This is a genomic window from Corynebacterium sp. TUM25015, assembly GCF_056393505.1.
In genome coordinates this window covers 487760-505064 of sequence record NZ_CM150783.1, presented here as the reverse complement: position 1 = coordinate 505064, position 17305 = coordinate 487760, and the positions used below count along the sequence as shown (strand labels likewise).

14 protein-coding genes and 1 tRNA gene are annotated in these 17305 nt (G+C 60.7%); 11 read left to right on the top strand and 4 right to left on the bottom strand.

The genetic code is table 11. The features are described 5' to 3' along the window. Positions 1-22: 22 nt before the first annotated feature. The gene (locus AC06DS_RS02330) at positions 23-850 is read right to left on the bottom strand and encodes an HAD family hydrolase (protein WP_448307771.1); all 828 of its coding nucleotides are present in this window, start codon (positions 848-850) and stop codon (positions 23-25) included. Positions 851-1004: 154 nt separating this feature from the next. On the opposite strand from AC06DS_RS02330, the gene AC06DS_RS02325 reads away from it, so the two are divergent. The 6 genes from AC06DS_RS02325 to AC06DS_RS02300 all read left to right on the top strand — a co-directional run bounded on the left by AC06DS_RS02325 (position 1005) and on the right by AC06DS_RS02300 (position 5772). Further along, positions 1005-2171 (top strand): CpaE-like family protein, encoded by a 1167-nt coding sequence (locus AC06DS_RS02325; protein WP_477100885.1) that lies wholly within the window; start codon positions 1005-1007, stop codon positions 2169-2171. Positions 2172-2281: 110 nt separating this feature from the next. After that, on the top strand, positions 2282-3400 hold the full coding sequence (locus AC06DS_RS02320) for a TadA family conjugal transfer-associated ATPase (protein WP_473964221.1): 1119 nt from the start codon (positions 2282-2284) through the stop codon (positions 3398-3400). Continuing rightward, positions 3387-4526 carry a hypothetical protein gene (locus tag AC06DS_RS02315; RefSeq protein WP_293790863.1) on the top strand — a complete coding sequence of 380 codons (1140 nt, stop codon included), beginning with the start codon at positions 3387-3389 and terminating at the stop codon, positions 4524-4526. The genes AC06DS_RS02320 and AC06DS_RS02315 overlap by 14 nt, the downstream gene beginning before the upstream one ends. Before the next feature lie 97 nt (positions 4527-4623). Next, a complete protein-coding gene (locus AC06DS_RS02310) occupies positions 4624-4989 on the top strand; it encodes a DUF4244 domain-containing protein (RefSeq protein WP_448307775.1) in 366 nt (121 codons plus the stop codon). 129 nt (positions 4990-5118) lie between these two features. Further along, the gene (locus AC06DS_RS02305) at positions 5119-5427 is read left to right on the top strand and encodes a hypothetical protein (protein ID WP_293790862.1); all 309 of its coding nucleotides are present in this window, start codon (positions 5119-5121) and stop codon (positions 5425-5427) included. A 21-nt stretch (positions 5428-5448) separates the two neighbouring features. Continuing rightward, on the top strand, positions 5449-5772 hold the full coding sequence (locus AC06DS_RS02300) for an Rv3654c family TadE-like protein (protein WP_293790861.1): 324 nt from the start codon (positions 5449-5451) through the stop codon (positions 5770-5772). Positions 5773-5780: 8 nt separating this feature from the next. On the opposite strand, the gene AC06DS_RS02295 is transcribed toward AC06DS_RS02300, so the two are convergent. Together AC06DS_RS02295 and AC06DS_RS02290 are read right to left on the bottom strand one after the other, a co-directional pair. Further along, positions 5781-7121: an alpha/beta hydrolase family protein gene (locus tag AC06DS_RS02295; protein ID WP_477100884.1), complete on the bottom strand. Its 1341-nt coding sequence runs from the start codon at positions 7119-7121 to the stop codon at positions 5781-5783. A 58-nt stretch (positions 7122-7179) separates the two neighbouring features. Next, a complete protein-coding gene (locus AC06DS_RS02290) occupies positions 7180-9579 on the bottom strand; it encodes a DEAD/DEAH box helicase (protein WP_477100883.1) in 2400 nt (799 codons plus the stop codon). Positions 9580-9845: 266 nt separating this feature from the next. Between AC06DS_RS02290 and cspE the strand changes: the two genes are divergently transcribed. The 3 genes from cspE (at position 9846) to AC06DS_RS02275 (ending at position 14195) form a co-directional block, all read left to right on the top strand. Beyond that, positions 9846-10049 carry a transcription antiterminator/RNA stability regulator CspE gene (gene cspE / locus AC06DS_RS02285; protein ID WP_293790858.1) on the top strand — a complete coding sequence of 68 codons (204 nt, stop codon included), beginning with the start codon at positions 9846-9848 and terminating at the stop codon, positions 10047-10049. 210 nt (positions 10050-10259) lie between these two features. Then, positions 10260-13253, top strand: coding sequence for a type I DNA topoisomerase (gene topA / locus AC06DS_RS02280; protein ID WP_477100882.1), 2994 nt, complete (start codon positions 10260-10262; stop codon positions 13251-13253). A 42-nt stretch (positions 13254-13295) separates the two neighbouring features. Continuing rightward, on the top strand, positions 13296-14195 hold the full coding sequence (locus tag AC06DS_RS02275) for a CoA transferase (protein ID WP_477100881.1): 900 nt from the start codon (positions 13296-13298) through the stop codon (positions 14193-14195). A gap of 39 nt (positions 14196-14234) precedes the next feature. Here AC06DS_RS02275 and AC06DS_RS02270 read toward each other — a convergent pair whose 3' ends face one another. Further along, positions 14235-15767 carry an adenylate/guanylate cyclase domain-containing protein gene (locus tag AC06DS_RS02270; protein ID WP_476728413.1) on the bottom strand — a complete coding sequence of 511 codons (1533 nt, stop codon included), beginning with the start codon at positions 15765-15767 and terminating at the stop codon, positions 14235-14237. A 112-nt stretch (positions 15768-15879) separates the two neighbouring features. Here AC06DS_RS02270 and AC06DS_RS02265 point away from each other — a divergent pair, with 112 nt between their 5' ends. After that, a complete protein-coding gene (locus AC06DS_RS02265; protein WP_434825203.1) occupies positions 15880-17103 on the top strand; it encodes a DNA polymerase III subunit delta' in 1224 nt (407 codons plus the stop codon). Between the two features lie 84 nt (positions 17104-17187). After that, positions 17188-17263 (top strand) — tRNA-Thr (locus AC06DS_RS02260). Positions 17264-17305 lie beyond the last annotated feature (42 nt).

Genomic DNA, 17305 nt, shown 5'->3' with positions numbered 1-17305 from the left:
GATTGAGGTTGCTTAGGCGTGTTTAGGCGTCCTCGTCGCGCCCGCGCCACCACATTGCAAGGCCAGTAGCGGCGATACCCAGCAGGGCGAGTGTGGCACCGGCGCCTGCAATAACTGCCGCCTGTGGGAACAGCGGTTCCGGGCGGTTGAACTGCTTGATCGGCCAGCTCTCTTCCGTAGCCCGCTTCTTTAGGGGGCGGTCCGGGTTCACGGCAACCGGGTTGCCCACCAGCTCCAGCATGGGGATGTCGGTGGCGGCGTCGGAATAGGCGTAGCTTTCGTCCAGGTCATAGCCGTGCTCGGCGACAAGTTCTCGGATGCGCTCGACTTTCGCGTGGCCTTTGTTGAAGTGCGTGACGGCGCCCGTGAACCGCCCGTCCTTTTCTTCTAGCTCGGTGGCAAAGAGGTGATCCACGCCCAGTTCCTTGGCGATGGGTTGCACCATGATGGACGCGGAGGCAGTGACGATGGCGATGCTGTGCCCTTGTTCGCGGTGCCATTCGATGAGTTCGCGCGCTTCGGCATAAATAAATGGAGTGATGACCTCTTGCAGTGCGTCTTGTGCGACCTGTCGCAGGGGTTCGGATTCACGGTCTTTAATGATCCTGGTCAGCGCTTCTTTTGTGGATTCTAGGCTGTCCTCGGAATGGGTCGTGAACATGTAATTGCCCAGCATGGCCATCATCTTCAGCACCTCGCCGGTATTCAGCAGGCCACGTTCGGCCATCGGGCGGCGGTAGGCCAGGGATGCCGACGTGTCGATGATCGTTTTATCGAGGTCGAAAATGGCCAGTACGCGCTTCTCGCCCGAGGTGTCGCGTGGTTCCTGGTGCTGAGTCACATTTGTCATTCTAATTACATTGCGACACTTGTGTCACTCTCATCTTTTTGCGTTGCGGGTTATCCACAGGATCCAGACCCTTTTTTATGACGCCATCCCGACTTTTCCACAGCTCAGAAATCAGGGGTATACCTACGAGTCCGAAGCTGCGAGTCTTTGGTTCATGGGTGGAGCGAAGAGACAGAGAAAAAGAAAAACGCCGGCCGCGACAGAGTCGCTGCGACCCGTAATCATTGATATCGCTGATCCCCTGTGGAACAACGAGGCTCGCATGGTGGTTGCGGTGACCCGGCGACCAATGATTATTCACGACGGCACGGCGGAATCGACCGCGGAGCTCTTACAAGAACTGGACCGGAAAGACGGGTTTGCCTGCCAGAACTCTGCGATTGTTCTGAGCGACAAGGAAAGCGAGCTCACCCGGCATCACTTGGTGCGAACCATCCGCGTGGATCGCCTGGAGCCCTCCCTGGATGCCGGGGGTGCGATGGTGTTAGCGGAGATGATCGGTTCGACAGATGCCCTGCGCATTGCGGTTAGCTCGGCGACTGGTGGTGCTGGATCAAGTTTGTTTGCGGCACAGTTGGCCTATTACATGTCCTGTGAAGGCAGGCCTGCGGTATTGGTGGACGCTGATCCCCACTCCTGTGGTTTGGATTTGGTGCTGGGCAAGGAACGGCGACCCGGCCTGACGCGTAACCAGATTCCCGCCGATTGTGATTTCGATCAGCTGCGCAGCCACCTGCTGATGCTGGGTTTCGACAGTGCAGGTGGAAAGAAGATCGATGCAGAAGGTGGGGCGGTACCCGTGATCTACGCTGACCGATATCCGACTTTCGGCGCGCACAGCGGCGGACGGGGGCTCGACATCGGGCAGATCGCGCACCTTATGCACGCTGACGACCTAGTCGTGGATTGCGGACGCAGCCTGCCAGTGGCTGATAGTGCGAGTGCAGGGTGGTCAGAACAGTGGGGCGCAGCGGAACCCGACGTACACGTAGTTGTGGCTCCATTGACCATCCAGGGTGTGACAGCCGCCGGTGCGTTGCGTAACCGGATGCTCGAAAACGACCGAGCACAACCACTGATAGTCCTCCGTGAGATCCCTGGCGCATCGACCTCTGTGGCCGTCGCCGCGATGATGCTGGATGAGGTTCCCGTGGCCGTTATTCGGCACGATACTCACTGCACGCCGGCGTTGGATAGGGGAGAGGCTGAGTACTGGATCGAAAGCTCACTGAAGAACGACCGGGTTCGTGGGCCGGTGCGTGAGGTATGGGAGAAGATCCTGCACATCGTTGGCGAATGTGCACTGCCGCTAGCCAGTTAGTGGCCTCAAAGAAAGGGGGAGACGTGGGGGCGTCACGAAGAAAGAATACTGAGCTGAAGAAGCTTAAGAAACAGCAACAGCGAGAATCCGCGCGTAGTCTTCTCGCGATTGTGCGAGATGACCTGGCAGAACAAGGAATTAGCAGGCCGGACGAGCGAGACCTTTCGCAGAGTTTGCACTTGATCGGCAAAGCGAGCGTGGAGAATGTACGCACACTCCAGCGCGAGTTCAGTGGGCTGGGACCCCTGGCAGAGCCGCTGCAAGATCCGTTGGTGACGGACGTGGTGCTAAACGGTGATGGCAGCGTGTGGGCAGATCGTGGCGAGGGAATGCAGCGAGTTGACGGGGTGAACATCGGAGTAGAAGCAGCACGTGAACTGGCTGTTCGAATGGCAACAATGTGCGGGGAGAGACTGGATGAGGCAAGACCATTTGCAGACGGGGTGCTGCGCGAGCTGCCGCCGGACGTGGCTGCCCAGACGATCCGTATACATACCTTGCTGGCTCCTCCGGCAGCGGGAGGGAGCTGCATTAGCTTGCGTGCGATCACCGGGCAGAAGAACAAGTTGGATGCGCTGGTTGCAAATGGACTGACGAGTCCGGATATGGCAGATGTGCTGCGGCGAATTGTGCGGGCGCGACGCAACATCCTGATTAGCGGCGGGACGGGTGCGGGAAAGACCACCCTGTTGGCGGCGTTGTTGGCGGAGGTGGCGCGCGATCAGCGGTTGATCGTGGTGGAGGATACCCCGGAGCTGCTGATCGACCATCCACATGTGGTGGCGCTAACCACCCGTGAGGGCAATGCGGAGGGTGCGGGTGCGATCTCCATGACTGCATTGGTGAAGCAGAGTCTGCGGATGCGGCCGGATCGCATCGTGGTGGGGGAGATTCGTGGCCCGGAGGTGGCAGATTTGCTGGTGGCGCTCAATACCGGGCATGCGGGCAGTGCAGGAACCATCCATGCTAACGATCCGGCGAGCGTTCCCGGACGGTTGGAAGCGTTGGGTGCGATGGCTGGCCTGGATCGGATGGCTCTTTCGCGCCAGGCGATCGACGGGATTGATGTGGTGCTGCACGTTTCCCGCACGGAGAAGGGCCGGCGACTAACGCACATCGCGCGATTGGTCGGGGATGAACGGGCACGCATCGAAGTGCTGTGGCAGCGGCGGGGTGGGCAAGAATGTGTGCCGGAGGGTTTTAAGGAGTTCTGCGATGAACTGGGCTGAGGGAACGCTCATGATCTCCGTTTTGGCGGTCGTTGCGGCAGCGCTGATGGTCGCTTTTACGTTGAAGATCGTGATCGGGCGTGTGCTGAAAACCCGCCGACACATGAAGACTTTGGCCGAGGTACGTGACGCCGTGGATGCCATTGCTCGCGAGGTGATGGCCGGCGGGCGACCATTGGATGCGGTTGAGCACGCCACGTCGGGGCTGAAGTCTGAGACTCTGCGTCGCGAGTTGGATGTTGCCTGTGTGAAGGTGCGCTTGGGAGCCGCGCCGGGCCCGGACATTGCGGGAGCAGAGGTGAAGGAGAGCGACGCCTCCAGTTTCTTCGCCCACCTTTTCAATATTTGGGGAATTTCCCACCGTCACGGTGTGGGGCTGGCTGGACTGGCACAGTCGCATGTTACCGACATAGATGCACAACTAGCCCACATTTCTAAGTCCACGTCCGCGACAGCGGGAGCACGACTGACGGTAACGGTGCTATTGGCATTACCGATCGGCGCGGTGGGATTGGGACAAAGTAGCGGGCTCGGCACTCTGAGCTTCCTGCTGACCAATGTGCTGGGGGTGCTGCTCTTTCTCACTGGGACTGGTCTGGTGTGCGCGGGCACTTTGTGGACGGAGCATCTCAGCGAATCACTGACTACATCACCGCTGGGAGGAGTGGGTGTGCGGGCTGGACCGTCTAGCTCCACACCCATGGGGCCACTGGATGCTGCTCGCGCCCTCGATGTCACAGCCGCAGCATTACACGCCGGAAAGGCACTGCTACCTGCGTGGACGCTAGGGGTGGGACCGCTTGCCCAACAGGACGAAGGAACGCTCAGGCACGCTATGGCTCTCCTGCATCTCGGTGGAGGAGCCCAGGCGTGGCTCACTCTGGCTGACCATCCCCTGCTTGGGGCCATTGCCCGCCAAGCTGCACAGCAGACTCGCGCCGGAACATCACTGGCCGATGGAATGCACCAGCAGGCCGAACATCTCCGGCGCATTGCCGCAGACAAGGCAACTGCCGGAGCTGAAAAGGTCTTGATAGCTTTGGCGGCCCCGTTGACCCTCTGCTTCCTCCCAGCCTTCGTTTTTGTCGGCCTCATACCACTGGCCATTGGCATGGCTTCGTTATGAGGCTTTGGGAAGGGGAGATAGAGGTGTTCCTCAAATGACTACACCGACAACCGAAAAAGGGTGCGCGGACACTGCGACCCGGGAAGGAAAACTGACCATGACTACTTCGACTCTGACCACACCGACTCTGACCACATCAAACATTGAACACACCGCTTTCGAGCCGTGTGCCCATGTGCTCGCCAACGATCAGCTCAAGGCCGCGCCCGTAAAGACGGACCCCGCTTCGGGCGTAAACTGCGAATTCTCTGAACAAGTCAACCCACTCAGCAGTTGGTGGAACCAGATTATTGGTGCAATCTACTCTCGCTACACAGATGAAAAAGGAATGTCCACTATTGAGTACGCCCTTGGATGCGTTGCGGCGGCCGCTCTTGGCGCTCTCCTCTACACGGTCGTCACCTCGGACACCGTAGAGCAGGCACTCAGTGGAATCTTCGAGAAGGCGCTGAACACGAAGTAACCGAAGGGCTTAGGAACTGCCCACTTTCCGTCGTGCCCCCTTCGCGCGAGTCTGATCCGAATGGATCGGGCACGCAAGAGGGGTGACACCAAAACATAAATCAACATCCAAGAATATCCAGGAACACTGATGAACACAGTTGAAGGCGCCATCGTCTTGTCTGCCATGACTCTTGTCGCCGGAGGAGCCGCTGCGGGCTTGACCACCATGTCACAGGCGGCTACGGCACAATCACTCGCGCGGACAGTCGCCCGGGTCGAAGCGCGCGGCGGAGATGGGGTTGCTCTGGCTCGGCAGCTCGACGCCAACGCGAGCGTCTCTACTACTCGCGAAGGTAGTGCGGACTCGTCGCTTGTGAGGGTAAAGGTCTCCAAAGACGGAGCATTGTTCGACGTCCATGGTGAAGCCGTCACGATGGTGGAGCCTGACGAGGGATAAGGGGAGGCAGGGAACCAGTCCATGAGTACCGTGTACGGGGCGCTGATTACCCTCGGCATTCTTTCGATCGTTTCGCTTCTTGCCCTCGGTGCGGCGATGCTGGGGCATAAGGAACAGGCGAGCACCGCTGCCGATATGGCTGCACTATCGGCGGCCATGGCTATTCAAGCTGGTGAGAATTCGCCGTGCGATACTGCCCGGAGCATTGCCGATGCAAATGGGGCGAACATGGAGAACTGCGAGGTCAAAGGAGAGTTTGTGACGGTGGAAGTTGTCACCCGCCCAGGCTCGAACTCCCGTATCCTTCCACAGAAAGCGCAGGCCATGGCCGGGCCAGTGGAATAGGGAGTGGCCTAGGCCTTGCGGAAAAGATCGGCTAGGAACGGGGTGGAGTGCTGCTGCGATACGGGCACTGTCCCGCCATGGTCGGTGGGGTACCAGTGAACCTCGACACGCTTATTCCGGCTGCGCATGTCGCCGATAAATTGGTGGATCCACATGTCCGAGTTCAGCATGATGCCGATGGGAGTGGGAACGTCCTTATCCATGAGGCCATGGCCTAAGAAAACAGGTTTGTCGTAGCCAGTGGCGGGAGTCTGCATGAACGCTCGTAACGCAGGCTCCAAACCCGGCACCTCGCGCAGTGGCTTCGAGAATGCACGAGCCACATTTGTGCCCTTTAAGGCGGACGATAGCTCGTGGTAACAGGATCCCTCGGCGGCCTTTACCATCTGCTTGCCCTCCGGGGTGAGCGCCGAATCGACATCGATGTTTGGGTTTGCCTCACGGAAAGCGGCGAGAATGTACATCGCATAAGTGTTCAAGCCAGCTGGTAGAGGAACAGGTGGGAAGGTTGGACTACCTGCCAACACAATCTCCTCGACATAGGCCGGGGCGCCTGTCGCGACTGTGCCTACAAAGTTCAGATTCGCCTCCTTGCTACGGCTCGTCGCGCGCAACGCAACATGGAGAGCCGCGCCGCCACCCTGAGACTGGCCAATAACTGCCCAATTGCGCGAAAGCTTCTGCTTTCGCTGCTTCACCACAGGTAGCCCCTGGGCGGCGATGACGGAATCCACAACGTTAGCTGCAGTGGACTTACCGTTGAGGTAGCTCATGAGACCATCGGTGCTCATCCCGGCATAGTCGCTGGCTACGATGGCATAGCCCTGGTTCAGCCAGTGATTCAGATAATCCGTATCCCGCGCAGACCGCGGATTCATGGATGGGGTGCACTGATCTGCCAACCCCACGGTCCCGTGAGCCCAGGCCAGCACGGGCCAACCGCCCGCCGGAGGCTTGCCCTTAGGGAAGAACATCGCACCTGTGGAAGGGGCGACCGTGCCGTGCTGATTGGTTGTGGAATAGCTAAACCGGAACTGCTGCCCCGCCGCCGACAGCCCAACATTCGGGTCGAGGTGAACAGTGTTCATAAGCATTCCCGGTTTGGCGGGTACCTTGCCGATTTTCAGACCACTGTCGAAAGTAGCGCCCGCATAGGGGGCAGGAGTTCGCATGGCTTCCCCACGATTGGCCAACGAAGCGGCGCTGGAATGCACCCCAGACGGTGCTAATGGCTGCGCTGCAGCAAGGTTAGTTGAACCGAAAGATACCGCTAGAGCTGTAACTCCGGCGATGGTTGCTGCGGCTCCTTTGCGCAAGTCAGAATGATTTTTCCCAACAAATGACTTCATGAGGGAAAGTATATGGTTAAAGCAACCTCCCCGTGTGGCGTCATAAAAAATCGGCGAACTAACCCGCGGCATTGGCCAGCGCCCGCAGCAACAACACCGCACCTGCCTTAAACAGTGGATCGTTACCATTACCGCACTTCGGCGATTGCACGCAGGAAGGGCAGCCGGACTCGCACTCGCAAGTCTCCACGGTCTCGGCGGTGGCGACCATCCACTCGGCAAAGCGCGCGAAGCCTTGCTCCGCAAAACCTGCGCCACCGGCATAACCGTCATAGACGAACACCGTCGGCAGACCCGTATCTGCATGCAGGGCAGTGGACACCCCACCGATATCCCAACGGTCGCACGTCGCGATCAAAGGCAACAGGCCAATCGCCGCATGCTCTGCGGCGTGCAAAGTGCCCGGCCAGGTCGGCTCCGGCAGGCCCAGATCCAGTAGTAGATCTGGTTCCACTGTGTAAGCCACCGCGCGGGTACGCAAGGATTCCGGCGGCACATCCAGCGGCACGGTTTCTAGGATTTCGCCACCCGGCAAACGCTTCCGGTAGCCACTGACGGTGTGGGAAACCTCCACATCCACATCTGCCAGCCACACCCCATCGCAGATCCTGTGCGTGCCTCGAGTACGCCGCACCGTGATGTCCGTATCGCGGATCACCTGCGTGGTGTACTCAGGAAACTCGGGGCGGACCCATGCTACGGATTCCTCTAAATTCAACAGCTGCACCACGAATGTCTCGCCCTGGTGCATATACACCGCCCCGGTGTGCACATCCGACGTCGCCCGCGACTCATCGACAGTGCCCAGCAGGCGCCCGGAATCGGCCTCCACGATCGCCACCTGCTTCGCCGCGCCCCCGCGGATAGAGACCTGCGCATGCACCTGCTCGGCAGCCTGCAAGTCCGCAAAAATGCCCCGTGGTCTGCGCTTCAATACACTCCGGCGCAAAAGGTGCTCCACCACGCGCTCGGCACCCCAGTGGGTAACCTCCGCCTCCGACAGCGGCTTTTCCGCGGCTGCGCACACTACGTGGTCAGCCAGCACATAGGGGTTGCCCGGGTCGAAGACCGTGTTTTCCACGGGGCGATCCAGCAGAGCCTCTGGATGGTGCAGTAAATACGTATCCATCGGATCATCCGCGCCCACCAGCACCACCAGCGCGCCCTGGCCGCGCCTGCCTGCACGCCCTGCCTGCTGCCGGAAACTCGCAATCGTGCCAGGGAAGCCACTGGTCACCACAACATCCAACCCGCCAACATCGATGCCCAGCTCGAGCGCATTCGTCGAGGCGATTCCCAACAGCTCACCATTATCAAAACGCCGCTCTAGTTCACGGCGATCCTCCGGGGTGTAGCCCGCCCGGTATGCTGCCACCCGCACCGCATCCGCACTGCGGCCCATCGCCCCCAGTTTCTCTGCAGCGGCGACGGACACCACCTCCGCACCGCGCCGGGAACGTACGAATGTCAGCGTCCGCGCACCCTGGGCGATCGCCAGCGCCATCACATCTGCGGCCTCGGAGTTCGCGGCTCGTCGCACCGGCGCACCATTTTCTCCCTCAACTTTCGGCAGAAAACCCGGTTCCCATAGTGCGATGGTCCGCTCACCAGTGGGTGCGCCGTCTTGCGTCACCGCCACTACGTCCTCGCGACCCGTCAGTCGGCGGGCATGTGCTGCCGGATCCACGCTGGTCGCGGAAGCTAGCACAATCGTCGGTGCCGTCCCGCATAGTCGCAGCAGTCGCCGTAGAACCATCGCTACATGTGCACCGAACACACCGCGGTAGACGTGGCACTCGTCGATCACCACATAACGCAAGGTGCGCAGCAGTCGGCTCCACGACTGCGGATTCCCCAAAATCGAGGCGTGCAGCATGTCAGGGTTCGTCACGATCACCCGTGCCTGGTCGCGGATCACCCTACGTGTCTCCGGCGGGGTATCGCCGTCGTACGTGGCTACCATGATGTCGTTTAAGTTCGCTGTGCCCGCACACATCTTGGCCAGCGCCGCCCGCTGATCCTGCGCCAGCGCCTTCGTCGGTGCGAGGTATAGAGCCGTCGCGGTGCTCGCTGTTGCCAGGTCGCTCAAAACGGCCAGCTGGTAGCCAAGGCTTTTTCCTGACGCCGTGCCGGTCGAAACCACCACATCCTGGCCCGCATGGGCGTGGGTAGCGGTCTCTACCTGGTGCGACCAGGGCGCGAAAATTCCCTGCTCGTGCAGGTATTCCACTACTGATTCGTCGGCCCATTCCGGCCACTTGGCTGTCTGCGATGGACGGGCGGGGATGGTGCGTGTGTGGGTGACCGTGGAGCGTGGAAACTCCGGCGTCAGGTCGGCCAGTAATTCCTCACCGAACGACGGCGCAGAGCTGGTGGCGTTGCTAGACCCAGAGCTGGGCGCAGTGCCGGACGAGGAATCGACGGCGGAACCAGAGGTAGGGGGCGTGAGCTCGGACATTAACGATAGTTCTAGACCCCATTAGGGGGTGGATACAAGTCAATTGTCTCCCGGATTCCGCACTCGCCTGATCGTTCGCTCCGTGGACATGGCAAACTGGCCAATGGTTTTTAAAATCCTCGGTACTTTTCCGCTCGCCTCGGCGTGAGGTGGGGTCTCGTTGGGTTTTAGCCGATTGGGTTGGAAACGAAGTATCTTCCGACCTCGGCGTTTGGTGGTCTCAGCAGACTTGCGCCGGACAGATTCAACAAGATAGGTAGAAATTCATGGCACAGGGAACCGTCAAGTGGTTCAACGCGGAGAAGGGCTTTGGCTTCATCGCCCCGGACGACGGATCTTCCGACGTCTTCGTCCACTACTCTGAGATCCAGGGCAGCGGCTTCCGCACCCTCGAGGAGAACCAGAAGGTTGAGTTCGAGGTTGGCGAGGGCGCTAAGGGGCCGCAGGCTCAGAATGTCACGGCTCTATAAGACCCACAGGGTTGAGCAAGCCCTCGCCTCGGCGCCTCGCGCGCCTGGCGGGGGCTTTGCCTTATCCATGCTCCCACCCCGGTTGCAATGGAATTGCGGAAACCGCGTAGTGTCACTTAGAAATGCGTAAGTGGCACCATTGAAATAAATCTGTAGAACAATGGCACCCGGCAAACCCATAGATTCTTGAAGGATGTGTGAATTCAACCGATGGGAAACGATGGCGTCAAACGTCTAGTGATCGTTGAGTCGGCGACGAAGGCGAAGAAGATCGCACCGATCCTGGGAGCGAATTACATCGTCGAGGCTTCCGTCGGGCACATTCGCGACCTTCCTCGGGGCGCCGCAGACGTTCCGGCGAAGTATAAGAAGGAACCATGGGCACGGCTGGGCGTCAACGTCGATAAGGACTTCGAGGCGCTCTACGTTGTTAGCCCGGACAAGAAAAAGAAGGTCGCTGACCTCAAGGCAAAGCTCAAGCAGGTAGACGAGCTCTACCTCGCGACAGACCCCGACCGTGAGGGTGAGGCAATTGCCTGGCACCTGCTGGAGGTTCTGAAGCCAAAGGTGCCGGTGCGCCGCATGGTCTTCCACGAGATCACGAAGAATGCCATCCTGGAGGCAGCGCAGAACACCCGCGAACTCGACTACGACCTGGTGGATGCTCAGGAATCCCGCCGTGTACTGGATCGCCTCTATGGATATGAGGTCTCGCCGGTGCTGTGGAAGAAGGTCATGCCGCGCCTGTCGGCGGGTCGCGTACAGTCCGTCGCCACTCGCGTGATCGTCGAGCGCGAGCGCGAGCGTATGAAGTTTGTCCCCGCCGAGTACTGGGACTTGAGCGCTACGTTCGGCCTGGTCGATGCTCTTTCTTCGTCTCTTGATGACGCCGCCCCGGATTCCTTCGAAGCACGGCTGACTGCGGTCGCGGGCAAGCGCGTGGCGCAAGGGCGTGACTTTAGCGATGACGGCACGCTCAAAGCCAGCGCAAAGGATACTTTTGTGCTGGATGGGGCGAAAGCAAAGTCCCTGGCTGAGGGGTTGCAGGGGCAGGAGTTCGCTGTGACTGCGGTGGAGGAAAAGCCCTACACTCGCCGCCCGTACCCGCCGTTTATGACGTCTACCTTGCAGCAGGAGGCGGGTCGTAAGCTCCGTTTTACCTCGGAGCGCACGATGCGCATTGCGCAGCGTCTGTACGAAAACGGTCATATCACCTATATGCGTACCGACTCGACGACCTTGTCGACTGCCGGTATTGAGGCCGCACGTAAGCAGGCGAAGGAGCTATACGGTGCGAGGTTCGTTGCCGATGGCCCGCGTCAGTACACCCGCAAGGTGAAGAACTCGCAGGAGGCTCACGAGGCGATTCGCCCGGCAGGCGAGACTTTCCAGACCCCTGGCCAGTTGAGCGGTCAGCTGGATGCCGAGGAGTTCAAGCTCTACGAGCTGATTTGGCAGCGCACTGTCGCCTCCCAGATGGCCGATGCAAAGGGCCAGTCGATGAAGGTCACCGTCGCAGGTGATGCGAAATCGGGTGAGAGCTGCGAATTCAGCGCTACGGGCCGTACCCTGACCTTCCCAGGCTTCCTCAAGGCCTACGTGGAGGTCAGCCGCACCGCCGATGGTCGTGATGTGGCCGACAATGCGGAAAAGCGTCTGCCGCAGTTGACCGAGGGGGACGAGCTGAACGCCCGGGACGTGGAAGCCGACGGGCACTCGACGAACCCGCCAGCCCGCTACACCGAGGCTTCACTGGTCAAGAAGATGGAAGAGATGGGCATTGGTCGCCCGTCGACTTACGCTTCCATCATCCGTACCATCCAGGATCGTGGCTACGTGCTGCCGCGCGGTAATGCGCTGGTGCCTTCATGGGTGGCGTTTGCCGTGGTGGGTCTTTTGGAACAGAGCTTCGGCGCGCTGGTGGACTATGATTTCACTTCCGCCATGGAAGACGAACTGGATGCCATCGCAGCGGGCGACGAGGATCGTGTGAACTGGCTTAAGGGCTTCTACTTTGGGGATAACTCTCGCCCGGAGGCTCCGGGCGCCGTTGTCCCACGCCTGGGCGGCTTGAAGCACATTGTGGGCGACAATCTGGAGCAGATCGACGCCCGCCGGGTGAACTCCCTGCACATTTTCGACGACGAAAACGGTGTGCCGATTGTCGTTCGCGTGGGCCGCTATGGCCCCTACCTGGAGCGCATCAAGCCGCTGCCGGAGGACGCCCCTGAGGGCACGGAACCCGAGGTACAGCGCGCGAACCTGCCGGAATCCATGACCCCGGATGGTTTGACGCTGGAGGTTGCCGAGAAGCTCTTCGCCACCCCGCAGGGCGGTAGGGAACTGGGCGTCAACCCCGACAATGGGCGCACCATCGTTGCCCGAGAGGGACGCTATGGCCCTTATGTCACCGAGGTGCTGGGCGAGGACGAGGAAGCCCGCGTGGCCGAGGAGGCCGTGAAGACGTGGGAGGCTGAGCGCGACGAACAGGATCGCGCTCGCGAGGCCGAGGGCAAGAAGCCTCTGAGTCGCGAGACAAAGACTGCCCAGTCGCAGAAGGAAAAGCGCGTCAAGCAGATCGTCGAGGAGACGCTGAAGCCTAAGACCGCCAGCTTGTTCAGCGACATGGAGCCCTCCAGCGTGACACTGGAGGAAGCCCTGAAGCTTATGAGCCTGCCGCGCGAGGTGGGCGTGGATCCCAGCGACAACGAGCTGATCACCGCCCAAAACGGTCGCTATGGCCCGTATCTGAAGAAAGGCAATGATTCCCGCTCTCTGGCCAATGAGGAACAGATCTTTAACATCACCCTCGACGAAGCTCGCCGCATCTATGCCGAGCCGAAGCGCCGGGGTCGCGCCGCCGCCCAGCCGCCACTGAAGCAGCTGGGTGATAACGATGTTTCTGGCAAGCCCATGTCCGTCAAGGACGGCCGTTTCGGCGCCTATGTCACCGACGGAGTCACCAATGCATCGTTGCGCAAGGGCGATACCCCGGAGACTATTACTGACGCCCGCGCGAATGAGTTGCTCTCCGAACGCCGCGCCAAGCAGGCTGCAGAGGGCCAGGCACCTGCAAAGTCGAGCCGGAAGGCCACCAAGAAGTCGACCAAGAAGTCCACTAAGAAGACCGCCAAGAAGTCGACCAAGAAGACGGCTAAGAAGCCGCCGACGCTGACGAAGCGCACGGTGAAAAAGTCCCACTAAAAACGGTCATACTTTTGGGTGGGAACTGATAAGTTCGGGAGCATGAATCAGCTCCCGAGCTTTAGCGTCGTTACCCTTGCCCCGAACCTTCCCGGCCCCGTCGCTGCAAAGCGTCTGCAGGAATTGGGTGGCACCGTCATCAAGGTCGAAGGCCCCGGCAAAGCCGCTGACCCCATGCGCCTGTACTGCGAGCCGTACTACCAACACTTGGTAGACGGGCAGGATGTGCGCCATATCGACCTCAAGGCGGAGCCTGGCCTCCAGGAGCTGCATGAGCTCCTGGAGGGGGCAGACCTACTGCTTACGAGTTCCCGACCGGCCTCGCTGGAACGCCTCGGATTGGGGTGGGAGGATCTGCACGCTCGTTTCCCTGTACTGTCGCAGGTGGCGATTGTCGGCCACTCCGGTGAGCACGTTGACGTAGCCGGGCACGACCTCACATACGAGGCGCACGCCGGCACGCTCTCCTTCCACGGGGATACACCCGCCATGCCGGTAGTTCCCATCGCTGATCTGGCGGGTGCAGAGCGTGCAGTCTCCCAGGCTCTGGCCGCTCTGTGGCAGACTGCGGCCACCGGGCAGGGAAGCTACCACGAGGTGGCGCTGGCGGACATGGCTACTGAATTTGCCACTCCGGCCCGCTTCCGGCTCACCGGTCCCGACACACTGCTCGGTGGTCTGTTGCCGGGGTATGGACTCTACCAAGCTCAATGCGGTGGTTGGGTGGCGATTGCAGCGCTGGAACCGCACTTCTTTGCAGGCCTGATCGAAGCCTTGCATGTGGAAGGGCTGCTACCTACGCAGGCCACTGTCGCCCAGCTGCAGTCGGAGGGGATCACCGCAGAGCAGCTGGCGGCAGCGGTGGGGCAGAAGACGGCAGCGTGGTGGGACGGGATGGCGTCGGAAAGGAACCTCCCTATCGCATCCGTGCGGCGAGGTTAGCAGTGTCGCCTTGTGGCAGTGTCGCCATAGGGCACGCGCCTAGAACGTGGATCGATCGGCGAGAGTGGCGCGAATAGGACGGGCGATCTGGGTCATCTCACGGCGACCGCGCAGTTCCACGGACTTCATCATGGTCCAACGAGCCTGCTCAGCTTCATTGGCTGCGCGTAGGGTCGCTGCGCTGGTGAGAACCTGACCGGGGGTCTTCTTCGCCAGATCCGTCAGGCGGGCGGCCTGGTTCACAGCATCGCCGATGACGGTGTATTCAAAGCGATCCTTCGCGCCGATGTGACCCGCAACAACGGAGCCAGCGGCAACTCCAATCCCGGCGACGAACTCCAGCCCTTGCAGCTTGGCCTTCAATTCGCGGGCGGCAGCCAGAGCGTGTCCGGCCACATCGTCCAAAGGCAGAGGGGCGCCGAACACTGCCAGGGCCGCATCGCCTTCAAACTTGTTGATGATGCCCTTGTTCGCGTGCACAACCTCCACCACTCGGTCGAAGAACTCGTTGAGGGCTTTCACCACGTGCTCTGGTTCCTTCTCAGTAGCGAAGCCGGTGGAGCCAATCACATCGACGAAGAGCACTGCCACGTGCCGAGCCTCGCCACCCAGCTCCGGTTTTTCCTCCAGCGCCCGGCGCGCGACCTCAGTGCCGACGTAACGGCCAAAAAGATCCGATACGCGCTGGCGCTCTTGTAACCCGCGCATCATCTCGTTAAAGCCAGCTTGCAGCACTCCGATCTCGGAGGAATCGTAGATCCGCACGGTCGTATTCACCTCACCGCGACGGACGCGGTTGATGGCGTACTGCAACTCACGGATCGGGTCGGCCACAGCCATGGAGAACAAGGTGGTGCCCATGAAACCGGTCAGCAGGGTGGTCAGCGCCAGCGCCAGCATCGCCGGGATGATGCCACGGGAGTTCTCAGGGTAGAAGTCGGTAGCTGCCGCGAACAGCAGCAGCACCATGCCCAGCACCGGCACGGCGGAGGTCAGCGCCCAGGTCGTCATCAGCCGGTGAGAAAGCGGGGACAGGCGCGAATGATCCGGGGCACCCTTGGCTAGAGCCTTCGCGGCGACGGGACGCACCAGGCGTTCGGCCTCCATATAAGTCATTAGGCTCACCATCATGCCGCCCAACGTGGCCGTCACAGCGACGGTGATGCCCCATTCCGTACTGTGCCGACAGGCCACGACAGTAAACAGCACCACACCTATTGCCCACAGCACGATGCCCGTGATGGTCTGCAACAGGGGGATGCGCAGCACCAGGTCGCGCACCATATTCGGATCATAGGCTTTTGGTGTGCGCTGCCACCTCAGCACGGGCGCGAAGAAGTACAAGGTCATTGCAATGCCAGCCAAGACGGCCACACCGAAATAGATGATGTACAGCGTGGCAATAGTGGTGTCCGGACTTGTTAGTTCGCGCGCGGCAGGCAGAGGGATGAGGAAACGCAGGAACGTGGCCACTGCAGTGGCGCCGATGACATTGGTGGCTAACACGGTTGCTGCGTACAGGGGCCAGGAGGTTCCCCAGGCCCAGGACAGGTAGCGCAGCAGTTGTTTCATGCCATTCAGACTATCGCACCGGCACCCCCGCCGGGTGCGTCTACCTATGCCCTACCTATGCCGAGGACACGCGGAGGGTGGTCGGGGCGAATAGCTAGACTAAGTAACCATGATGGAAACCACGGCGCCAGCCACACCGGGGCACGCAGCGGGAGTCTTTGGGCGGATCACTGCGGAATCTGTCCGCCGTCCCCTGCAGCGGGCCGTGGAGGATCCGCAGGCGATGACTCACTCGTGGTTGTTCACCGGCCCTCCCGGCTCCGGGCGTTCTATCGCGGCGAAGGTTTTCGCCACGGCTCTGGTGTGCCCGCACGGCGGTTGTGGGCAATGCGATCAGTGCCGTAGCGCTGCTGCGGGAACCCACCCGGACATCCTGTGGGTGTCCACTACTGGTGTGGTTCTTTCGGTCGACGAGATCCGCGGGGCCATCCACGAAGCCGCGAACATGCCCACTGTTGCGCGCTGGCGTGTGGTGGTTGTGGAGGATGCTGACCGGCTCAATGACGCTGCCGCCAACGCTTTGCTCAAGTCGGTCGAGGAGCCCCCAGCCCGCACCGTCTTTCTGCTGTGCGCGCCGTCAACAGATCCATCGGATATTGCAATCACGCTGCGGTCGCGCTGCCGTCATGTTTATGTGCCTACTCCTTCTCCGGCGGCGGTGAAAGGGGTCTTGCTTAGTGACGCCACCCTCGGACTCAGCGAAAGCCAAGCCCAATGGGCCGCCGATGTGTCAGCCGGCCATATTGGTAGAGCTCGACACTTGGCCAGCGACGAGGCCGCCCGAAACAAACGCGCCACTGCTCTAAAACTGCCGAAGCTGGTGTACGAGCCCAATGCGCTGTACCGTTTCACGTCCGAGCTGGTAGCCAAGGCAGCTGAAGAGGCCGCCAGCGAGTTGGAGAAATTGGATCAGCGGGAACGCGAAGATTTGGAGAGCAGCCTTGGCGTAGGCGCGAAAGGTAAGGGTGCTGCAAAGGCCCAGCGGGGGGCGTCGGGAAGAATGAAAGAGCTAGAAAAAGAACAGAAGAACAGGCGCACAAGAAGGACCCGTGATTCGTTAGACCTGGCGCTGATCGACATCGCCGGGCTGTATCGCGACGCGATGCTTCAGGCCGCGGGTGCAGTGGACGACGAAGGTGTGCCGGTAGGTGGACACCAGCATCCAGACATGGCAGCGACGTCGAAGGAACTGGCGCGGCGCAACAGCGCGTCTGCGTTGGTGAGCTGCATCGATGCGGTGATGGAGTGCCGCGAGGTGCTGGGCTATAACGTGCGGCCAGAGGTGGCGCTGGATGCGATGGCGGGGCGCCTACAGCAGTGCTGCGGGGTGGCTTAACGAAGGTTCCGAGCTGGCTACTAAGTGTGTTTTGGTGCTCAGGGTTTGCGTCGGCTAGGATAACGCTTCGTACTTAGTGTACGCGCCGCTTTAGCTCAGTCGGCAGAGCGTTTCACTCGTAATGAAAAGGTCGCGAGTTCGATTCTCGCAAGCGGCTCCATGTGATGTCCCACAGTATTCTTGACAGTTTGCTGTGGGACAT